Origin of the sequence: Collinsella sp. AF11-11 (genome assembly GCF_003465485.1) — a bacterium.
Taxonomy (GTDB): domain Bacteria; phylum Actinomycetota; class Coriobacteriia; order Coriobacteriales; family Coriobacteriaceae; genus Collinsella.
The window spans coordinates 62,943-80,827 of record NZ_QSAS01000008.1; the positions used below are offsets into that span (position 1 = coordinate 62,943).

General features: G+C 61.7%; 16 protein-coding genes. All 16 read left to right on the forward strand.

Translation table 11 applies throughout. From position 1 onward, the window contains the following. The first annotated feature begins 35 nt into the window (after positions 1 to 35). Positions 36 to 1,493, forward strand: a complete 1,458-nt coding sequence (locus DWV58_RS06395) for an SLC13 family permease (protein ID WP_199586020.1) — start codon at positions 36 to 38, stop codon at positions 1,491 to 1,493. Between the two features lie 145 nt (positions 1,494 to 1,638). Continuing rightward, complete coding sequence (locus tag DWV58_RS06400) at positions 1,639 to 3,126, forward strand: UbiD family decarboxylase (protein WP_117776562.1); 1,488 nt, start codon at positions 1,639 to 1,641, stop codon at positions 3,124 to 3,126. Positions 3,127 to 3,316: 190 nt separating this feature from the next. Continuing rightward, on the forward strand, positions 3,317 to 3,895 hold the full coding sequence (locus tag DWV58_RS06405) for a UbiX family flavin prenyltransferase (protein WP_117776563.1): 579 nt from the start codon (positions 3,317 to 3,319) through the stop codon (positions 3,893 to 3,895). Between the two features lie 92 nt (positions 3,896 to 3,987). Continuing rightward, on the forward strand, positions 3,988 to 4,851 hold the full coding sequence (locus tag DWV58_RS06410; RefSeq protein ID WP_117776564.1) for a MerR family transcriptional regulator: 864 nt from the start codon (positions 3,988 to 3,990) through the stop codon (positions 4,849 to 4,851). A 201-nt stretch (positions 4,852 to 5,052) separates the two neighbouring features. Next, positions 5,053 to 5,922 (forward strand): hypothetical protein, encoded by an 870-nt coding sequence (locus DWV58_RS06415; RefSeq protein ID WP_117776565.1) that lies wholly within the window; start codon positions 5,053 to 5,055, stop codon positions 5,920 to 5,922. Between the two features lie 79 nt (positions 5,923 to 6,001). Then, positions 6,002 to 6,895, forward strand: coding sequence for an aldose 1-epimerase family protein (locus DWV58_RS06420; protein ID WP_117776566.1), 894 nt, complete (start codon positions 6,002 to 6,004; stop codon positions 6,893 to 6,895). A gap of 256 nt (positions 6,896 to 7,151) precedes the next feature. Beyond that, the gene (locus DWV58_RS06425) at positions 7,152 to 8,078 is read left to right on the forward strand and encodes a transporter substrate-binding domain-containing protein (RefSeq protein ID WP_117776567.1); all 927 of its coding nucleotides are present in this window, start codon (positions 7,152 to 7,154) and stop codon (positions 8,076 to 8,078) included. A gap of 9 nt (positions 8,079 to 8,087) precedes the next feature. Further along, positions 8,088 to 9,236 carry an amino acid ABC transporter permease gene (locus DWV58_RS06430; RefSeq protein WP_117776568.1) on the forward strand — a complete coding sequence of 383 codons (1,149 nt, stop codon included), beginning with the start codon at positions 8,088 to 8,090 and terminating at the stop codon, positions 9,234 to 9,236. Positions 9,237 to 9,258: 22 nt separating this feature from the next. After that, entirely contained in the window at positions 9,259 to 10,044 is a 786-nt protein-coding gene (locus DWV58_RS06435) for an amino acid ABC transporter ATP-binding protein (protein WP_117776569.1), read from the forward strand. A 72-nt stretch (positions 10,045 to 10,116) separates the two neighbouring features. Further along, complete coding sequence (locus tag DWV58_RS06440) at positions 10,117 to 11,532, forward strand: M20/M25/M40 family metallo-hydrolase (protein WP_117776570.1); 1,416 nt, start codon at positions 10,117 to 10,119, stop codon at positions 11,530 to 11,532. A 291-nt stretch (positions 11,533 to 11,823) separates the two neighbouring features. Continuing rightward, the gene (gene prfA / locus DWV58_RS06445; RefSeq protein WP_055252487.1) at positions 11,824 to 12,891 is read left to right on the forward strand and encodes a peptide chain release factor 1; all 1,068 of its coding nucleotides are present in this window, start codon (positions 11,824 to 11,826) and stop codon (positions 12,889 to 12,891) included. Positions 12,892 to 13,485: 594 nt separating this feature from the next. Next, complete coding sequence (locus DWV58_RS06450; protein WP_117776571.1) at positions 13,486 to 14,736, forward strand: HemK/PrmC family methyltransferase; 1,251 nt, start codon at positions 13,486 to 13,488, stop codon at positions 14,734 to 14,736. Positions 14,737 to 14,804: 68 nt separating this feature from the next. Beyond that, on the forward strand, positions 14,805 to 14,990 hold the full coding sequence (locus DWV58_RS10160) for a type II toxin-antitoxin system HicA family toxin (protein ID WP_089573106.1): 186 nt from the start codon (positions 14,805 to 14,807) through the stop codon (positions 14,988 to 14,990). After that, positions 14,957 to 15,448 (forward strand): type II toxin-antitoxin system HicB family antitoxin, encoded by a 492-nt coding sequence (locus DWV58_RS06460; protein WP_128620077.1) that lies wholly within the window; start codon positions 14,957 to 14,959, stop codon positions 15,446 to 15,448. The genes DWV58_RS10160 and DWV58_RS06460 overlap by 34 nt, the downstream gene beginning before the upstream one ends. A 134-nt stretch (positions 15,449 to 15,582) precedes the next feature. After that, positions 15,583 to 16,326 carry an L-threonylcarbamoyladenylate synthase gene (locus DWV58_RS06465; RefSeq protein WP_089573104.1) on the forward strand — a complete coding sequence of 248 codons (744 nt, stop codon included), beginning with the start codon at positions 15,583 to 15,585 and terminating at the stop codon, positions 16,324 to 16,326. Positions 16,327 to 16,339: 13 nt separating this feature from the next. Further along, positions 16,340 to 17,881, forward strand: a complete 1,542-nt coding sequence (gene glpK, locus DWV58_RS06470; RefSeq protein ID WP_089573103.1) for a glycerol kinase GlpK — start codon at positions 16,340 to 16,342, stop codon at positions 17,879 to 17,881. The last annotated feature ends 4 nt before the right edge of the window (positions 17,882 to 17,885 follow it).

Consider the following 17,885-nt stretch of genomic DNA (forward strand, 5'->3'; position numbering starts at 1 on the left):
GAATCCGGAGCGCCCTCAACAAGAAAGGTGGGGAGATGGAAGCGGAAAAGAAGGCGTTTAAGATCACCAAGCGCGAAATTGGCTTTGTGCTGGGTATCGTTGTCTTTTTGCTGGTGAAATTTCTTCCTTTGGCGGAGCTGAGCTCGACGGTCGAGCTCACGGTCGGCGGCCAGACCTGTCTGGCACTGACGCTCGCCACGGTGGTGTTCTGGGCATGTGGCGTGGCGCAGCCAGGCTTTGTGGGCCTGCTCTACTGCGCGCTGCTTGTTCTGTTTAAGGTGTGCGTGGACGACACGGGCGCCGCGAGCATCTCGGCGACGGTCGCCTCCACGTTTAGCTCGTGGACCAAAGCCACCATGTGGCTCGTCATCGGCGCTTATCTCATCGCCAGCGCGGTCAAGGAGTCGGGCCTGGGCGAGCGCATCGCCTATGCGTTTATGCTCAAGTTCGTGCGCGACGCCAAGTCGCTCATCATCTCGATCTTCGCGCTCACCTTTGTGCTGTCGCTGCTGATCCCGCATCCGTTCCCCCGCGCCTTCCTCATCCTCGCCGTCGTCTCGGTCATCGCCGAGTCCGCCGGCTACGGTGACGACGACCGCGGCAAGCTCGGCTTCCTCGTGTTTGCCGCTGCCGCCCCGGGCTCCATGTTCTTCCTGACGGGCGACTCCACGCTCAACCCGCTCGTTGCGCAGTACAGCGCCGAGGCCGGCGGCATGAGCCCGTCGTTTGTCGACTGGTTCCTGTACATGAGTGTGCCCATGCTGGTCGCGCTGCTGTGCACCCTGTTCCTGGGCCTCTTCCTCTTTAAGCCCAGCAAGGAACTCGTCTACGATCGCGAGCAGATCGTGGCCAAGCAGGCTGCGCTCGGCAAGCTCTCCGTCAAGGAGATCCGCACCATCGTGTGGCTTGTCATCGCCATCGCGCTGTGGCTCACCGTCTCGGGCGATTACATCGGTTGGGTCACCCTGGCCATCGGCGTTGCCCTCGCTATGCCCATCGTCGGTGAGGTCCTCACCCCCGCCAGCTGGAACGCTGTCGACATCAAGTCCCTCATGTTCCTGACGGCCGCCATGGCCGTGGGCTCCGTGGGCGGTGCCACCGGCATGAACGCCTGGATCGCCGATGTCGTGCTTCCCAGCTCCGTGCCCGAGAACATCTTTCTGTTCGCCCTGCTTGTCGCCGCGCTCTCCATGATCATCCACATGTTCATGGGCTCGGTCATGGCCGTGCTCGGCGTGTGCGTGCCGGCGTTCATCAGCTTCGCGGCCGGCTCCAGCGTGAGCCCGCTCGCCGTGGCGCTCATTGTCTTCACGTCCATCAACATCCACTACATCCTGCCGTTCCATAACCTGCCGATCCTTATCGGCGAGGGCAAGGACGCCGGCGGCTACACCTCCAAAGAGGCCATGCGCATGGGCATTCCCCTTACCGCGGTCGTCTTTATCGTCGTGCTGGTCGAGGCCGCCTGGTTCCACCTCTTTGGCCTGATGTAAGCGGCCGAGCGCTCTGGCTGTAGGCAGCTGAGCGCATGAGCTGCGAGTGGTCGAGTGCTCCACCCATGAGCGCTGCGGTCCCATTACGTTACCCAGCCCGGCGGTACACCGCCGCCGGGCACTCTCCCGAAAGGAGCAACCACCCATGTCCGTCAACGATGCTTCCCAGATTCACGACCTGCGTTCTGCACTCGACTTTTTGCGCGAGATGCCCGGCCAGCTGCTCGAGACCGACACCCAGGTCGATCCGGACGCCGAGGTCTCGGGCGTCTATCGCCACGTCGGTGCCGGCGGCACCGTTATGCGTCCGACCAAAGAGGGTCCGGCGATGGTCTTCAACAACGTCAAGGGCTTTGACGATGCCAAGGTCTGCATCGGCATGCTTGCCAGCCGCAAGCGCGTTGCCGCCCTGCTCGACCTGGACGAGGAGCACCTGGGCCTCGAGATCGGCAAGCGCTTCGAGAACCTGATCGCGCCCGAGCAGATCGCCGAGGGTGCGCACGTCGACTGTCAGGAGGTCGTGTACAAGGCGACCGACGAGGGCTTTGACCTGCGCAAGATCGTTCCCGCTCCTACCAACACGCCCGTCGACGGCGGCCCCTACATCACCATGGGCCTCGCCTACGGCACGAGCCCCGACGGCTCCCAGTCCGACGTGACCATCCACCGCTTCTCCTGCGTCGACAAGGATAAGCTTGCCATGTGGATTACCCCCGGCAGCCGTCACTTGGGCGCGTTCTTTGACGAGTACTGCCAGCGCGGCGAAGACATGCCCATCTCCATCTCCATCGGTTTGGACCCCGCCGTGTACATGTGCTGCGGTTTTGAGGCTCCCACCACACCGCTCGGCTTCAACGAGCTGCAAATTGCCGGCGCCCTGCGCGGCCACGCTGTCGAGCTTGCCGACTGCGTCACCGTTCCGCAGAAGTGCATCGCCAATGCCGAGTACGTGCTCGAGGGCTACCTCATGCACGACGAGACCATCAACGAGGACGTCAACGGCCACGGCTACGCCATGCCCGAGTTCCCCGGCTACACCGGCGGCGCCAAGGTCTGCCCGGTGATCAAGATCACCGCCGTCACCACGCGTGTCAACCCCATTATGGAGAGCTGCATCGGCCCTTCGCACGAGCACGTGTCCATGGCCGGTATCCCCACCGAGGCTTCCATCTACAAGATGGTCGAGACCGCTATCCCGGGCCGCCTGCTCAACGTCCACGCTGCACCCTGCGGCGGCGGCAAGTTCGTTGCCATCATGCAGTTTAAGAAGTCGAGCAAAAATGACGAGGGCCGTCAGCGCAACGCCGCCATGCTCGCCTTCTCGGCATTCTCCGAGCTCAAGCATGTGATCTTGGTTGACGAGGATGTTGACATCTTTGATATGAGCGACGTGATGTGGGCCATGACCACGCGCTTCCAGGCCGACGTCGACCTCATCACCATCCCCGGCTGCCACTGCCACGTGCTCGACCCGTCCAACGACCCCGCGTTCGACCCCACGATTCGCGAGCACGGCATCGCCTGCAAGGCCATCTTCGACTGCACGGTTCCGTTCGACCTCAAGAAGAATTTCATTCGCTCGCAGTTCATGGAGATCGACAAGGACAAGTGGGCCAAGGAGATTGCTTTCTAAGGTTCCGGCGTTCTACCGAACGTCGGACCACTCGACGCTGCGCCCGCGCCTGGCGGGCAATCTGCCCCTCAACTGCGAAGGCATGGGCATAAGCCCTATGCCTTCTTGTTTCGGGGCACCTTGCCTCGCCAGACGCGCGCTCGCTGACATTGCCCGACCTATAGCTGCCATTTTGTTGTTAGGAGTTGTCATGCCTGAGTCTTCTGTCCGTCCCCGTCGCATCGTCGTTGGCGTTTCGGGCGCCAGCGGTGCCGCGCTGGGCCTTGAGTGCCTCAAATGCCTGCGCCAGGCCGGCGCCGAGTCGGCGCTTGTCGTCACGCGCGGGGGAGAGATCACCATCGAGCAGGAGCTCGGCATGACGCTCGACGAGTTTGTCGCGCACGCCGATGTGGTCTACGACAACAAGAACATCGGCGCCGCCATCGCAAGCGGCACCTATCCGGTCGACGGTATGATCGTGGCCCCGTGCTCCATGAAGACGCTCGCCGGCATCGCGAGCGGCTACAGCGACAATCTGTTGCTGCGTGCGGCCGACGTGCAGATGAAAGAGCAGCGCCGCCTGGTGCTCATGGTGCGCGAGACGCCCTTCAGCGCCATTCATGTCGACAACATGGCGCGCCTTGCGCGCGTACCGGGCGTCATGCTCATGCCGCCCATGCTCACGTTTTACAACGGCCCCGCCACGCTCGATGACGCGGTGCACCACATCGCCGCCAAGGCGCTCGAGGCCGTCGGCGTGTCATGCGCAAACTATAAGCGCTGGTCATAGGCGTCTTTAGGGTAGGATACGAGTAGTGTTTGAGCCCGCTGCCCCTGTGGGCGGCGGGCTTTGTGCGCAAAAAGGATGTGTCGGGAGGACCTATGCAGACGGGCATGTATGCGATTAGCGAGATGGCGAGTTTGTTTAACGTTTCGCGCCAAACGCTCATCTACTACGACAAGATCGGCCTGTTTAAGCCCGCCGTGGTTAACGAAAAAGGCTACCGTTTCTATTCGCCCACGCAGATCCCGCTCATGCGTCTGATCTGCATGCTGCGCGACCTAGGGCTCGAACTCGATGAGATCGACCGCCTAGCCTCGACGTTCGACATTAGCGAGATGACCGACCACCTGCGCTCGCGGGTGCAGGCGCTCGACGAGCAGATTGCCGGGCTCAAAGCCGAGCGTGCGAGCGTGCAGGAGCGTCTGAGCTTTTACGACGAGGCAGTTTACTGGCGCGAGCGCGAGGGCAAGCCGGAGCTCAAGCAGTTCGAGCGCCGCTTCGTGGTCTTTGAGGAGTTTCCAGGCGATATCGAGCGCGGCCGCTCGATGCTTCACCCCACGCTCATGCGGGCCATCCTGCGCATGCGTGCGTTGACGGGCACGCGCCCTATGCGCGGCTGGGGTGCCATGCTGCGTCGTGAGGCGCTGCATTCCGACGACCCCGTCGCCGGCGCCGGCTCCTTTGCCGTGCTACCGCGCGGTGTCGAGGAGCTGCTGCCGAGCGATCCCGCCGAGCTGGCAGAGATCGGCATCGAAGTGCTGCCCGAGGGCACATATCTGTGCATGAGCCGCTGGGGCATGCCGTACGAGCCCGAGGGCATCCGCGCCGTCGTGGCCTGCATGGACAAGCACGCGCTCCAGCCCGTTGGCAACGCCTTCGACTTTTGCTACCTCGATACTACGAGCTACGACGAGTCCCACCAAGAGGACTTTTGCTGCATCCAAATCCCCGTCGCCCTCTAGATGTGACAAGGGGACTGCTCCTTCGTCACATTCGTGGTGTGGCTGCTGCCCAAACCGTCACAACATTCGATGAAAATCTCGAAAACGAGGAAAAGCGTCGAATGTTGTGACGCTTTTCCTGTCTGTGCCGGCGAGCTCCCGTGTCATCTGGGGGTATAAGGCTAGCAAGTGTTTATTTGCGAGGCCAAGGGGGCGCCCCGTATGGATATCGATAACTTTGAATGGTGGTATAGCGAGGGCGAGGCTCCGGACGAGGAGTGGGACGAGCCCGCGCCGCGTGACGTGTCGAGCGACGAGGACGAGACCGGCAGCGATGCTGCTGTCGAGCCTGACGCCGCCTCCGATGCCGCCGAGCCTCTGACCTTTGAGCAGGCTTGGGCCCAGGCTGAGGCCGACGAGGCAAAGGCCGATGCCACGGCCACACTGGGTGAGCCAGCCGACATGTCCATCTCGCCGGCAAAGACCCCGCAGCCGCGTCACACTATCGATCCCGACAGCACGGCATCCTTCAGCATACTCGACGTGCCCGCGCAGGGTGCCCAGGCGCCCGCCCCCACCCATCGCCCCAACCTGGCTCGCGAGGAAGACGCGGGCCGTCGCTCTCCGCTCGGCCCCATTCTCATCGCCTTTATGGCCGGCGTCATCGCTTGCTCGGCGATCGGCAGCATCTGGGGTCATGTCGAGCAGCAGCGCCAAGACGCCGCCAAGGTCGAGATGTCTGTCGAGCAATCGCTCAGCCGCACGCGCTCGGTGCATGTATCGGTCGAGGTCAAGGACGGCGCGACGTGGGACACCGCGCGCGGCGACAGCCAGATGCTCGTCCATATCGTGGGTCGCACGCTCAAGGGGCAAGCGATCGACGAGTACCAATACGTCAATTCCGAAGGTGACGGCATCGAGCTCAAGCCCGGCGACTACGAGCTCACGGTCGATGAGCCGCCCGTCGCCACCGACGGCACGCGTTACCGTGCCTCAAAGCGCATGGTTCCGGTGAGTTTTAATTCACAGGCGCCCGATACGGTCGATAGCACGCCGCAGGGCGGGTTTGACCTTTACGCTATTGCTCAATAACTGCACCTGTCGCTTAACCCCGCCGCCAAGAGTGGGACAATAGCCCTCGACACCGTTGTTTACTATTGGAGGAAGTAGCATGTCCACCGTCACTACCATCAAGCGCGGCGGCCTCATCGCGGCCATCGATTCCATGGGCGCCCAGCTCACGAGCCTTGCCCTCAACGGCAACGAGTATCTGTGGCAGGGCGACCCGGCCTTTTGGGGCAAGCATGCGCCTATCCTGTTCCCCATCGTGGGATCGCTGCGCAACAACATGGCGACATCTGCGGCCGGCACCTGCGAGATGCCGCGCCACGGACTCGCTCGCATCGTCGAGCACAAGTTGGTCGAGGTTTCGGAGGACGGCTCCTCGGTAACGTACGAGATCACTGACACGCCCGAGTCGCTCAAGGCGTTCCCGTTCCACTTTAAGCTCAACATGACCTATGCCCTGACCGGCGACGCCACGCTCACGCAGGCCTTTGCCGTCACCAACACCGGCGACGTGGCCCTGCCGTTCTCGGTGGGCGGTCATCCTGCATTCAACGTGCCCGCCCCCGGTGCCGAAGACGAGGCGTTCGAGGATTACGAGCTGGCGTTTACCGAGGCTTGGACCAACGAGGCTCCCATCATCACGCCCGACGGTCTTATGACGTTCGAGGGCAGCTACAAGGCTCCCGATAACTCGGACGTGCTGCCCATCACGCACCGCAGCTTCGATAACGACGCCATCATGTTCACCGATGCCCCGGGTTCCACGCTCACGTTGCGCGGCCGCAAGTCGGGCCACGGCGTCAAGATCGACTTTGAGGGCTTTAAGTACATCGGCGTGTGGTCTGCCGCCAACGACGCCCCGTTTGTGGCGCTCGAGCCCTGGACCGGCCACACCACCATGGACACCGAGGACGACGTCTTTGAGCACAAGGTCAACACCATTACCTTGGCACCGGGTGAGACGGACGTTCGCAGCTTTAGCGTTACCCTGCTCTAGAGGTTCCGCCGTTCTAACGAACGACGGACCGGTCGACGCTGCGCGCCACCCAGAGCGACAATTTGGCATGAAAAAGGCAAGGCATGACCAGAAGGTCTATGCCTTGCCTTTTTCATGCCAAGTGGTACATGGGGACAGGTTACTTTGTGCCAATCGTCCTCGTGTGTCTATTAATTTTTCGCGCACATGCCGCGCTGCTGGTTGTTGACGTATATCCTGTCTTATTGTCAGCAAAACGACATAGGGAAGGCATCAGATGCAACCTCGACTACAGCGCGACGCGCATCCACAGCCGGTATGCAGCCGTCGCATCTTTTTGGGTAGCGCTCTCGCTGCGAGTGCTTCCGTCGTCGCCGGCGCACTTGCCGGCTGCCAGCGCCCGTCCACGCTCAAGGTGGTCCAGACCACCACGGGCGGCGGCCGCGACGACCTGTCCGATTCCGTGATCGGCAAGGACAAGATTCGTATTGGCATGGAGGCGGCCTACGCCCCATACAACTGGCAGGTCTCCGAGGCCAGCGAGTACACCATCCCCATCGACAACGTGCAGGGCGCTTACGCCGATGGCTATGATGTTCAGATCGCAAAGATCGTCTGCAAGGCCCTTGGCGGCGAGCCCGTTGCCGTCAAACAGAGCTTCTCGGGCCTCATCGATTCGCTCAACAACGGCCAGATCGACCTTATCATCGCCGGCATGAGTGCTACGCCCGAGCGCGAGGAGTCCGTCGGTTTTTCCGACCCGTACTTTATCGGCTACTTTGGCCTGTTCGTAAAAGAGGGCTCGCCCTACCAAAACGCGACCAAGCTCAGCGACTTTAGCGGCGCCACGGTGCTCGGCCAAAAGGACACGATGCTCGATACCGTCATCGACGAGATCCCGGGCGTCGTTCACAAGAATCCGGTCGATTCGGTGCCCACGGTGTTTTCGAACCTGCTGCAGGGCACCTGCGACGCCGTGACCTACAACACCGAGAACGAGAAGGGCTATATGGCCCAAAACCCGGGTATCGTGCCGATTCAATTTGCCGAGGGCGAGGGCTTTAAGCAGGAGGTCACGGCAAACGTCGGCTGCCGCAAGGGCTCGGACAATCTGCTCAAACTTATCGATAAGACGCTCAAGGGCATTAGCCAAGAGGAGCGCGACCAAATGTGGGACGCGTGCCTCGACCGTCAGCCGGCATAGGGAGGCAGCATGAAAGCCATTAATCGTCTGGCCTCCTTTATCAAGGCCGACCACCGTTATGTATACCTGGGCACGAGCGTTATCGCGGCGCTCGGTCTGGCGTTTAGTCAGCGCAACCCCACGCCGCTGAGCTTCTTGGCGCCCACGGGTGTGTTCCAGGACTGCCTCTGGGCGATTCTGTGGGCTTGGATTGTCGTATCGGCGGCAGCGCTCGTCACCAAGCTCATGCATTGGAATGACTATCGCCAAAAGTCGCCGTTTGCATCCGAGCGTTGCCGTCGCGGCGCGCGCCTGGGCAGCTATGTCGTGGTTGCCATCGCGGCGATCTTCTTCATCGACCGCTGCGTCATGTCGTTTATCGACCTGGTACAGGTGAGCATTGTCTCGGACTCCAACCCCAGCGACTTTTTGTCGAGCCTGGTCTACATGACCTACAAGAGCGGCGACTTCTTCATTCGCGGTATCGAGATCACCATCGCGCTTGCCACCTTCGGCACGGTCATCGCCTTTTTCCTGGCACTGCTCTTTGTGTTCCTGCGTATTCAGACGTTTGACCGCGTGGATAACGACCTGGTGCGCTTCTTTAAGAGTATCGGCCGCGGCTTTGCGACCGTCTACTCCACCATCGTGCGCGGCACGCCCATGATGGTCCAGGGCCTGCTCATCTATTACGCGGGCTTCACCGTTTTGCGCGGTATGGGCTTCGAGACCGCCCAGGCCAACCAGATTTGGAGCACCTTCACCGCCGGCCTCGTCACCATCTCGCTCAACTCCACCGCCTACATGATGGAGGTCCTGCGCGGCGGCATCGAGTCCATCGATTCCGGCCAGGCCGAGGCAGCGCGCTCGCTGGGTCTGTCGCAGTGGCAGGCCATGCGCAAAGTCGTGTTCCCCCAGGGCATTAAAAACGCGATTCCGGCGCTCACCAACGAGCTCATCATCAACATCAAGGACTCGTCGGTGCTTTCGGTCATCGGCGTGTTCGACCTCATGTACGCCACCACCACCGTCGCCGGCGTGTACTACCGCCAGATGGAGGTCTACTGCGTGGCGCTCGTGGTCTACCTGATCCTGACGCTTGTGGCGAGCCGCCTGCTCGAGGCCTTTGGCAAAAAGCTCGGCGCCGAGGCTCCGGCCACACTGCCCAGCTCCAACTAGGCGCAAGACGAGGAGAATCATCATGGCAGATACCACTACCACCGGCGCTGTGACCGCTGCACAAACTAAAGAGCCGCTTATCCGCGTCGAGGGTCTGCGCAAGAGCTTCGGCTCGCTCGAGGTACTCAAGGGCATCGACCTGTCCGTTAATCCCGGCGAGGTCGTCACCATCATCGGCGCCTCGGGCTCGGGTAAGTCGACCTTCCTGCGCTGCCTCAACCTGCTCGAGACCCCGGACGCGGGCCATATCTGGTTCCATGGCCAGGACCTCACGGCCGAGCGCTGCAATATCAACAAGCTGCGCGAGGACATCGGCATGGTGTTCCAGGGCTTCAACCTATTCAACAACATGGATGTGCTCGACAACTGCACGCTCGCGCCCGTCACGCTCAAAAAGATGAGCAAGACCGAGGCCGAGAAAGTCGCGATGGAGCATCTGACGAGCGTGGGGCTCGAAAAGTTCGCGCACGCCGCCGTGGGCCGCCTGTCCGGTGGTCAAAAACAGCGCGTGGCCATCGCCCGTGCCCTGTGCATGAATCCGCAGATCATGCTGTTCGACGAGCCGACCTCCGCACTCGACCCCGAGATCGTGGGAGAGGTGCTCGAGGTCATGCGCAAGCTCGCTGCCGATGGCATGACCATGGTCGTCGTCACGCACGAGATGGCCTTTGCCCGCACGGTGTCCGATCGCGTGGTCTTTATGGACAAGGGCGTGGTGCTCGAGGACGCCGCGCCGGCCGAGCTCTTCGGCAATCCCAAGCACCAGCGCACTCGCGAGTTCCTCTCGCGTTATCTCGAGGACAAATAACCGACCGCAAACGCTTATGTAGCAGGGCCGCTCCGGTGGGGCGGCCCTCGTCATCACAATCGAAAGGATGTCATGGCCGAGGTTTGGCGCTTCTTTGCGCATGAGGATGATTTTGCCGATTTGGACGAAGCTGGCGCGAGCGAGCGCTTGGGTCGCGTGCTGTCGTTTCCGACCATCTCGAGCATGGATGCCGAGGCGGTGGACTGGCAGCCGTTCGACGACCTGCGCGCCTATATGCAGCAGGCCTGGCCGCGCGTGTTCGCGGCGGGCGAGGTCGAGCTCATCGACCATTCGCTATTGGTGACGCTTGCCGGCTCCGACCTCGCTCTCAAGCCCGTTATGCTCATGGGCCACATGGACGTGGTCCCCGTGGTGCCGGGTACCGAGGCCGATTGGACGCACGCCCCCTTTAGCGGGCACGTGGACGATACCTACATCTGGGGCCGCGGCGCGATCGACATGAAGGACCAGGTCGCAGGCATTCTCGAAGCGGTCGAGTATGCGCTGGCGCACGGTTGGCAGCACGAGCGCACACTGCTCCTGGCCTTTGGCCAGGACGAGGAGACGACGCAGTACGGCGCAGGCGCCATCGGCCGCGCGCTCGAGGAGCGCGGCGTTGAGCTCGAGTACCTGATCGACGAGGGCGACTACCGCATCGTTCCGGCTGCCGAGTACAGTGCGGGCGAGGGTTGGCTTATGCACGCCGACCTGGCTGAGAAAGGTTATGCCGACATTGTGCTCAAGACAAAGAGCGCGGGTGGACATTCTTCCAATCCCTACGGCGGCACGTCGCTCGAGGTGTTGAGCCGTGCCACCACCGCAATCTGCGATATCGAGTGGCCGACGCGCGTGACCGACTTGCTTGCCGCCCAGCTCGTCGAGCTGGGGCTCTACACGGCCGATGAAATTGCCGCCAACGGCGGCGCCATTGTCCGCGATTGCCTCGCCAGCAAGAAGCTCTATCCGCTGGTGACGACCACCTGCGCGCCCACGCAGATCGAGGGCGGCAGTGCCGGTGCCAACGTAATGCCGCAGGATATGTGGGTCAACATTAACTTCCGCATGCTCGAAGGCACGAGCGTGGCCGATGTTGTGGCGCGCTGCCGTGAGGCAACTGCCGCGGCGGACCTTGCCGGTCGTGTCGAAGTGGAGCTGGGCCCCGGCAGCTCCGAGCCCTCGCCGTCCCCGCGTATCGGTGGTCCCGGCCTCGAGGCGGTTCGCTCCATCGCCGCCCGCTATTTCCGCGATCCAAAGGGGACGGAGGAAAACGGATCATCCGAGCCGTTGGCGATTGTCCCCTCGACCGTGATCGGCGCGACCGACGCTGCCAACTACCAGCACATTTGCTCCGAATGCATTCGTTTTTCGGCGTTTGTGGTCGACGATGACGAGTGCGACCGCGGCGTCCACGGCACCAACGAGCGCATCACCCGCCGCGCCTACCTCCAGGGTGTTCGCTTCCTCATCGCCCTGCTTCAAACGCTCTAGAATGTGACAAAGCGACGCTTCCTTTGTTAGCCGTTGGGGATGTTCTTAAACGACTAGCCGTTAAGGAACGTCCCCAACGGCTACGTCCACTCATTCCGTGCGGGTTATATGCAGGTTTGCCTGCGCACGCTATCATGTATGGGTTAGACCGCAACTATGTACCCCATACGCGAAGGGATGCGCATGTATCTGAAGATCGACATGTTCTAGCTGGGCTTACCCCCGCAGTGGCGCCGTGCGCCCCATCAGCTCTGCCGATTTTCACCTTCACGCATATAAAGGAGTCCCGCCATGCGCGACAAGCTCGAAAAGATTATCAAGGCCTACGAGGAACTCGAGAAGAAGCTTTCCGACCCGGCCGTCGCCTCCGATATCAAGGAGTTCACGCGTCTCAACAAGGAGTACGCGCACCAGTCCGACCTCATTGCCGCCTCGCGCGAGTACATCGGCGCGCTCGATGACATCGAGGCTGCCAAGGAAATGCTGCACGATACCACCGATGCCGATGAGAAGGAGATGCTCCAGATGGACATCTCCGAAAACGAGGCCAAGCTTCCCCAGCTCGAGGAAGACATTAAGTACATGCTCATCCCGAGCGACCCCAACGACGACAAGAACACCATCGTCGAGATTCGCTCCGCCGCCGGTGGCGACGAGGCGGCTATCTTTGCCGGCGATCTGTACAAGATGTATCAGCGCTTCTGCGAGTCGCGCGGCTGGAAGACCACCGTGCTCGACTCCAGCCCCAGCGAGGCCGGCGGCTTTAAGTCCATCGAGTTCAAGGTCGAGGGCGACCGCGTCTACTCCGTCATGAAGTTCGAGTCCGGCGTGCACCGCGTCCAGCGCGTTCCCAAGACCGAGTCCCAGGGCCGTATCCAGACCTCCACGGCGACCGTCGCCGTACTTCCCGAAGCCGAGGAGATCGACGTCCAGATCAACCAGTCCGACCTGCGCATCGACACCTACTGCGCCTCCGGTCCTGGCGGTCAGTGCGTTAACACCACTTATTCCGCCGTGCGCATCACCCACCTGCCCACCAACACCGTGGTGCAGTCGCAGGAACAGCGCTCCCAGATCCAGAACCGCGAAGTCTGCATGCAGATGCTGCGCGCCCGTCTGTACGAGATGGAGCTCGAGAAGCAGCAGGCAGAGCTCGGTGCCGAGCGCCAGAGCCAGATCGGCCACGGCAACCGTTCCGAGAAGATCCGTACCTACAACCAGCCCCAGGACCGCGTGACCGATCACCGCATCGGTTTCAACTCCACCTACAATGGCGTCCTCCTGGGCGACCAGCTCGGCACCGTCATCGAGGCGCTCGCCGCCGCCGAGCGTGCCGAGAAGCTGGCACAGGCCGTGTAGGTTACGCGGTTTTACAAACCGCGTAACGACTCGACGCTGCAAGCGCCCCTAAGCGGCAATCTGACGTTCAATCGTCGGTCGCGTACCAAAGTACGCTTCCCTCCTCTTTCACGTCACCTTGCTCGCTTAGGGGCGTTTTCGCTGACTTATGCTCAACCTGCGGCGCCTTAGATGTAGTCATTGGGGACGTTCTTAAATGACTAGGTTGGGTACATTGCCTTGATATTTTATTCAGTCGGCTGTGATGTCATTTGAGCTGCTTACCTGCTTAAGGTAATTGACGGCATAAGTCCGCTATCGAAAATATTGCTCAAAATATCGTTCAAGAAGTCGCGGAGCGATTTTTGATGGGTCGTGCGTCAAGCGATGTGGCAAGTTCTTGGTTAGATATTGGTCAGTTTTGGGGCAACCTTGCCAAAAGCTTGACGGATGCAGATTTAGACGTCGACGAATGAACACTCTAGGCAGGCTCCAAGCAAAATTCTGGGCTGATTCTCGATAATCGCCTTTAATCGCCCCTTGCCAAGCGCTGGCCTCGCTTACAATCTGCTCCGACATTCGCGCGCCGTCCGGCGCTTAAGAGGGGAGGGCCCCATGGCAAACGAGATTTGGACCATCAAGCGTTGTCTCGAGTGGACCAAGGAGTACCTGGCCGAGCGCGGCGAGGAGCATCCCCGTCTTTCTGCCGAGTGGCTGCTGTGCGCGGCCACGGGCCTGGCGCGTATCGACTTGTATATGCGCATGGACGAGACGCTTAACGCAGCCCAGCTCGAGACCATGCACGCGGCCGTCGTTCGTCGCGCCAAAGGCGAGCCGCTGCAGTACATCACCGGCAGCACGCAGTTTCGCATGATCGACGTCGCGTGCGCCCCCGGCGTGCTCATCCCGCGCCCCGAGACCGAGATGCTCGTCGAAGAAGTCCTGAACTATCTGGATACCGAGGTGCTGAGCCCCGAGGCCGCTGCCCGTCAGCGTGTTGAGCTGCCTTGGAACGATGAGGTCGAGCAGGCCCGCAAAGCTGAGGCGGCGCTGGCCGACGAACGCGCAACCGCCGAGCGCCGTGCTGCCAACCTGACGGCCGCCGATGAGGCTGCGCTGGGTAGCGACGTGCTCGGTAGCCGCGCCTATGCCGAGGAGCTTGCCGATCGCGAGGCCGAGGAAGCCGCCGCGCAAGCAGCAGAAGCCGAAGCCGCAAAAGCCGCCGAGCCCGAGCTCGACGAATACGACATCGCCATCGAGGGCGCCGACCAGGAGACGGTTTCAGCTCAGGATGCCGCTGCGCCTGCCCCAGCCGAGCCCCGCACTGCCCGCGTTCTCGAGGTCGGCTGCGGCACGGGCTGTATCTCGCTCTCGATCGCCTGGGAGCGTCGCGGCCACGTCACCTGCACTGCTACCGATATCGAGCCGCGCGCCATCGACCTTGCTACCAAAAACCGCGATGCGCTTGGCCTCACGTCCGACGAGGTCGCCTTCAGCCTCACGAACCTGGTGAGCTCCATTCCCCGTGAAGAGTGGGGCACCTTTGACGTACTCGTCTCCAACCCGCCCTACATCCCCACCGATGTCATGCGCTTGCTGCCGCACGAGGTCAAGGACTTTGAGCCCGATCTGGCGCTCGAGGGCGGTGCCGACGGCCTCGATATCTTCCGCCGCCTGCTCAACGCGGCGCCCTACATGTTGCGCGCCGGCGGCCTGTTTGCCTGCGAGCTCTACGAGGGCGCGCTCGACGCTGCGGCCGAGCTCTGCCGCCAAGCGGGTCTGTCGGACGTGCGCATCGTCCACGACCTCACCGATCGCCCCCGCATCGTCCGAGCCATCGTCACCGAGCCCAAACAGCGCCAGTAATATTTATTAACTGGTTAGCAAAAATTATAAACTAGTTTATAATTAGGACGGCTGAAAGAGGTCGGCCCATGCAACCTCCTACCTTTCGGGAAATCATTGCCCTACTCAAGCACGATGGATTCGTGAAGGTCGCGCAAGTCGGTAGTCATGCTAAGTATGTTTCTGGTGACCGTGTTGTCACCGTGAACGGCTCTGGTGGTGATCGACCAAAGAAGGGCACGTGGGCAAGTATTCGTCGCCAAGCTGGATGGTAGTTGGAGGCAAAATGAGGCAGCGATTTACCTATGACTGCGTTCTCATAAAAGAAGACGACGGTTACTGCGCTAGCTTCCCGCAGATTCCCGGCGCCTTTGCCGATGGCGATACGCGCGAAGAAGCGATTGCCCATGCTACCGAGGCACTGATGGCGTTTTTGGCCGACGACCTCAACAACGGTTTGACTCCGGCAGGGTACGAACGCTCGGCCGAGGTCGTGGCCCTTTCAGTCGAAATCGACCACGAGGACGCTCGGGAAGCGGCGTGCCGGACATTTAAAGACGCAGCGCTGGACCTCAAAGTCTCCGCTCCGCGGATTACCGCGCTGGTCAAAGCCGGAAAGCTCGATGTTGAACTCGTCGACGGCCGTCGGATGATAACGATAGACAGCATCGAGCGCTACGCCGCCCAAGAACGCCACGCCGGCAGGCCAAAGAAGTTCGTCGCAGTCCAATAACCCCCTCACTTTCACCGACTACTAGAGCCGCTCACCAAACCAACATGCGCTCTGGGCAAATAGGTTGAACGTTTCGTGCGAGAATGCCCCACAGTAAACAAACTTGCACCAGAGCGTAAGGGGCTGGCATACACATGCAGACGGTCTATCGGGTATACGAGGGAACGCGCGAGCCGCATCGGCTTGCCGTCGAGCGCACGGCCGAGGTGCTCGGCCGCGGCGGCCTGGCTTTGATCCCGACCGAGACCGTCTACGGTGTCGCCGTGGCAGTCAACGCCTTCTCGGACGCCGTGCCCCAAGATACAAGCGAATTCCCATCGTGGCCGCGCGATCCGCAGGCTGCCGTCAATGGCGCCGCAGTTCCTGCGCTCGGCACCGGCTATCGCCGTATCTTCACTCTCAAGCAACGTGAACTCACGCAAACCGTCGCTTGGCTGGTCGATGGCGTCGAAGCACTCGACCGCTATGGCGTGGATATCCCGGAAGATGCCCGCATACTCGCGCGACGATGCTGGCCGGGAGCCCTGACTATCGTGGTCAAGGCAGCCCCCTGCGTGCCGACCTTTATGCGCGCTGCCGACGACACGGTGGCACTTCGCGCTTCGGCCTCGCCCGTGGTGCAGGCGCTCATTCGCGCCTGTGGCAGCCCCCTTGCCTGCACCAGCGCCAACACGCATGGCGCGCCCGCGCCGGCAAGTTTTATCACGGTGGAGGGTCGCATCCTGGAGGGGGTCGATGTTGCCGTCGACGCCGGTGAGACCCCGTGTCGCGACGCCTCGACCATCGTGTCGTTTCAGCACGGCGAGCTCCAGATCCTGCGCCAAGGCGCACTTCCCGCATCAGAGATCGAACGGGTCCTGTCCGACCCGATGCAATAGAAAGGTTTAAGCGATGTCGTTGAATCTGGGCAGCCTGGGCATGGAAGATGCCTCGTTTGACTTTGGCGGTTCCTACATCATGGCGCTCGACTGCGGCACCACCTCGGTACTTGCGACCATCGTCGACGAGTACGGCTGCATCGTCGCGCAGGCACGTCGCAGCGTCAAAACCAGCTTCCCGCGTCCCGGTTGGGTAGAGCAAGACCCCATGGCGGTCCTTGCTAGCCAGATCGCCGTCATGATGGAAGTCCAGTTTAAGAGCGGTATCCACTCCGACCGCATTGCCGCCATCGGCATCTCCAACCAGCGCGAGACCACGGTGGTCTGGGATCGCGTGAGCGGTCAGCCGATCTATAACGCTATCGTATGGCAGTGCCGCCGTACCGCACCTCTGATCGACGAGCTTGTCGAGCAGGGCGCAGAAGGGCTGGTGCGCTCCCGCACGGGACTCACGCTCGACCCGTATTTCTCGGCCTCCAAGGTGCAGTGGATTCTCGACAACGTCGACGGCGCACGCGAAAGCGCGGCGGCGGGCGACCTCATGTTTGGCACCATCGACACCTGGCTCATCTACAACCTCACCGGCGGCCAGGTCTTTGCCACCGACTACACCAATGCCAGCCGCACGGCACTCTTTAATATCCATACGCTCGATTGGGACGACGACCTGCTGGCACTCTTTGACGTTCCACGTTCCATGATGCCCGAGGTTCGCTGGAGCTCGGGCGACTACGGCCGCGTCGCGAGCGACATCATGACCAACATGCCGCCCATCATGGGCGTGGCGGGTGACCAACAGGCGTCGCTGTTCGGCCACTGCTGTTTCCGTCCCGGCCAGACCAAAAACACCTATGGCACGGGTTGCTTTATGCTCATGAACACCGGCGACGAGATCGTCGAATCCAAGAATGGCCTGGTCTCCACCATCGGTATCGCTGCGGACGGCAAAGTCAGCTATGCGCTCGAGGGCTCTATTTTTGCCGCCGGCTCAACGATGAACTGGCTTCGCAACAACATGGGCATCATCTCGAGCGTGAGCGAGTCGGCACAACTCGCCGCTTCGATTAGCGACAACGAGGGCTGCTACTTCGTTCCGGCCTTTGCGGGTTTGGGTGCTCCCTGGTGGGACCCGCATGCTCGCGGTATCGTGTGCGGTCTGACCGGCGCCTCGAGCCGTGCGACCATCGTACGTGCCGCCTGCGAATCCATGGCATATCAGAGCTACGACGTGCTGCGCGCCATGGAGCAGGACGTGGGGCTTTCGATTGAGCGCCTGTCTGTCGATGGCGGTGCCTCGCGCAACGAGTTCATCATGCAATTCCAGGCCGACCTGCTGGATATCCCCGTGCTGCAATGCGAGACGGTGGAGACCACGGCAATCGGTGCCGCGTACTTGGCGGGTCTTGCCGTCGGCTATTGGGAAGACCTGGAAGAGCTGGAGCAAAATGCCCAGATCGTTAGGACCTTCCTTCCCCACATGTCCGCCGAGCGCCGCGAGCAAAACCTTGCGGGCTGGCGTGATGCAGTCAGGCGCTCGCTCAGCACCTCACAGTAGGGCT

What these genes read in the sequence shown, in the direction of transcription:
- DWV58_RS06395 (WP_199586020.1), top strand. Translation starts at nt 36, where the DNA reads ATGGAAGCGGAAAAGAAGGCGTTTAAGATCACCAAGCGCGAAATTGGC.
- DWV58_RS06400 (WP_117776562.1), top strand. Translation starts at nt 1,639, where the DNA reads ATGTCCGTCAACGATGCTTCCCAGATTCACGACCTGCGTTCTGCACTC.
- DWV58_RS06405 (WP_117776563.1), top strand. Translation starts at nt 3,317, where the DNA reads ATGCCTGAGTCTTCTGTCCGTCCCCGTCGCATCGTCGTTGGCGTTTCG.
- DWV58_RS06410 (WP_117776564.1), top strand. Translation starts at nt 3,988, where the DNA reads ATGCAGACGGGCATGTATGCGATTAGCGAGATGGCGAGTTTGTTTAAC.
- DWV58_RS06415 (WP_117776565.1), top strand. Translation starts at nt 5,053, where the DNA reads ATGGATATCGATAACTTTGAATGGTGGTATAGCGAGGGCGAGGCTCCG.
- DWV58_RS06420 (WP_117776566.1), top strand. Translation starts at nt 6,002, where the DNA reads ATGTCCACCGTCACTACCATCAAGCGCGGCGGCCTCATCGCGGCCATC.
- DWV58_RS06425 (WP_117776567.1), top strand. Translation starts at nt 7,152, where the DNA reads ATGCAACCTCGACTACAGCGCGACGCGCATCCACAGCCGGTATGCAGC.
- DWV58_RS06430 (WP_117776568.1), top strand. Translation starts at nt 8,088, where the DNA reads ATGAAAGCCATTAATCGTCTGGCCTCCTTTATCAAGGCCGACCACCGT.
- DWV58_RS06435 (WP_117776569.1), top strand. Translation starts at nt 9,259, where the DNA reads ATGGCAGATACCACTACCACCGGCGCTGTGACCGCTGCACAAACTAAA.
- DWV58_RS06440 (WP_117776570.1), top strand. Translation starts at nt 10,117, where the DNA reads ATGGCCGAGGTTTGGCGCTTCTTTGCGCATGAGGATGATTTTGCCGAT.
- prfA (WP_055252487.1), top strand. Translation starts at nt 11,824, where the DNA reads ATGCGCGACAAGCTCGAAAAGATTATCAAGGCCTACGAGGAACTCGAG.
- DWV58_RS06450 (WP_117776571.1), top strand. Translation starts at nt 13,486, where the DNA reads ATGGCAAACGAGATTTGGACCATCAAGCGTTGTCTCGAGTGGACCAAG.
- DWV58_RS10160 (WP_089573106.1), top strand. Translation starts at nt 14,805, where the DNA reads ATGCAACCTCCTACCTTTCGGGAAATCATTGCCCTACTCAAGCACGAT.
- DWV58_RS06465 (WP_089573104.1), top strand. Translation starts at nt 15,583, where the DNA reads ATGCAGACGGTCTATCGGGTATACGAGGGAACGCGCGAGCCGCATCGG.
- glpK (WP_089573103.1), top strand. Translation starts at nt 16,340, where the DNA reads ATGTCGTTGAATCTGGGCAGCCTGGGCATGGAAGATGCCTCGTTTGAC.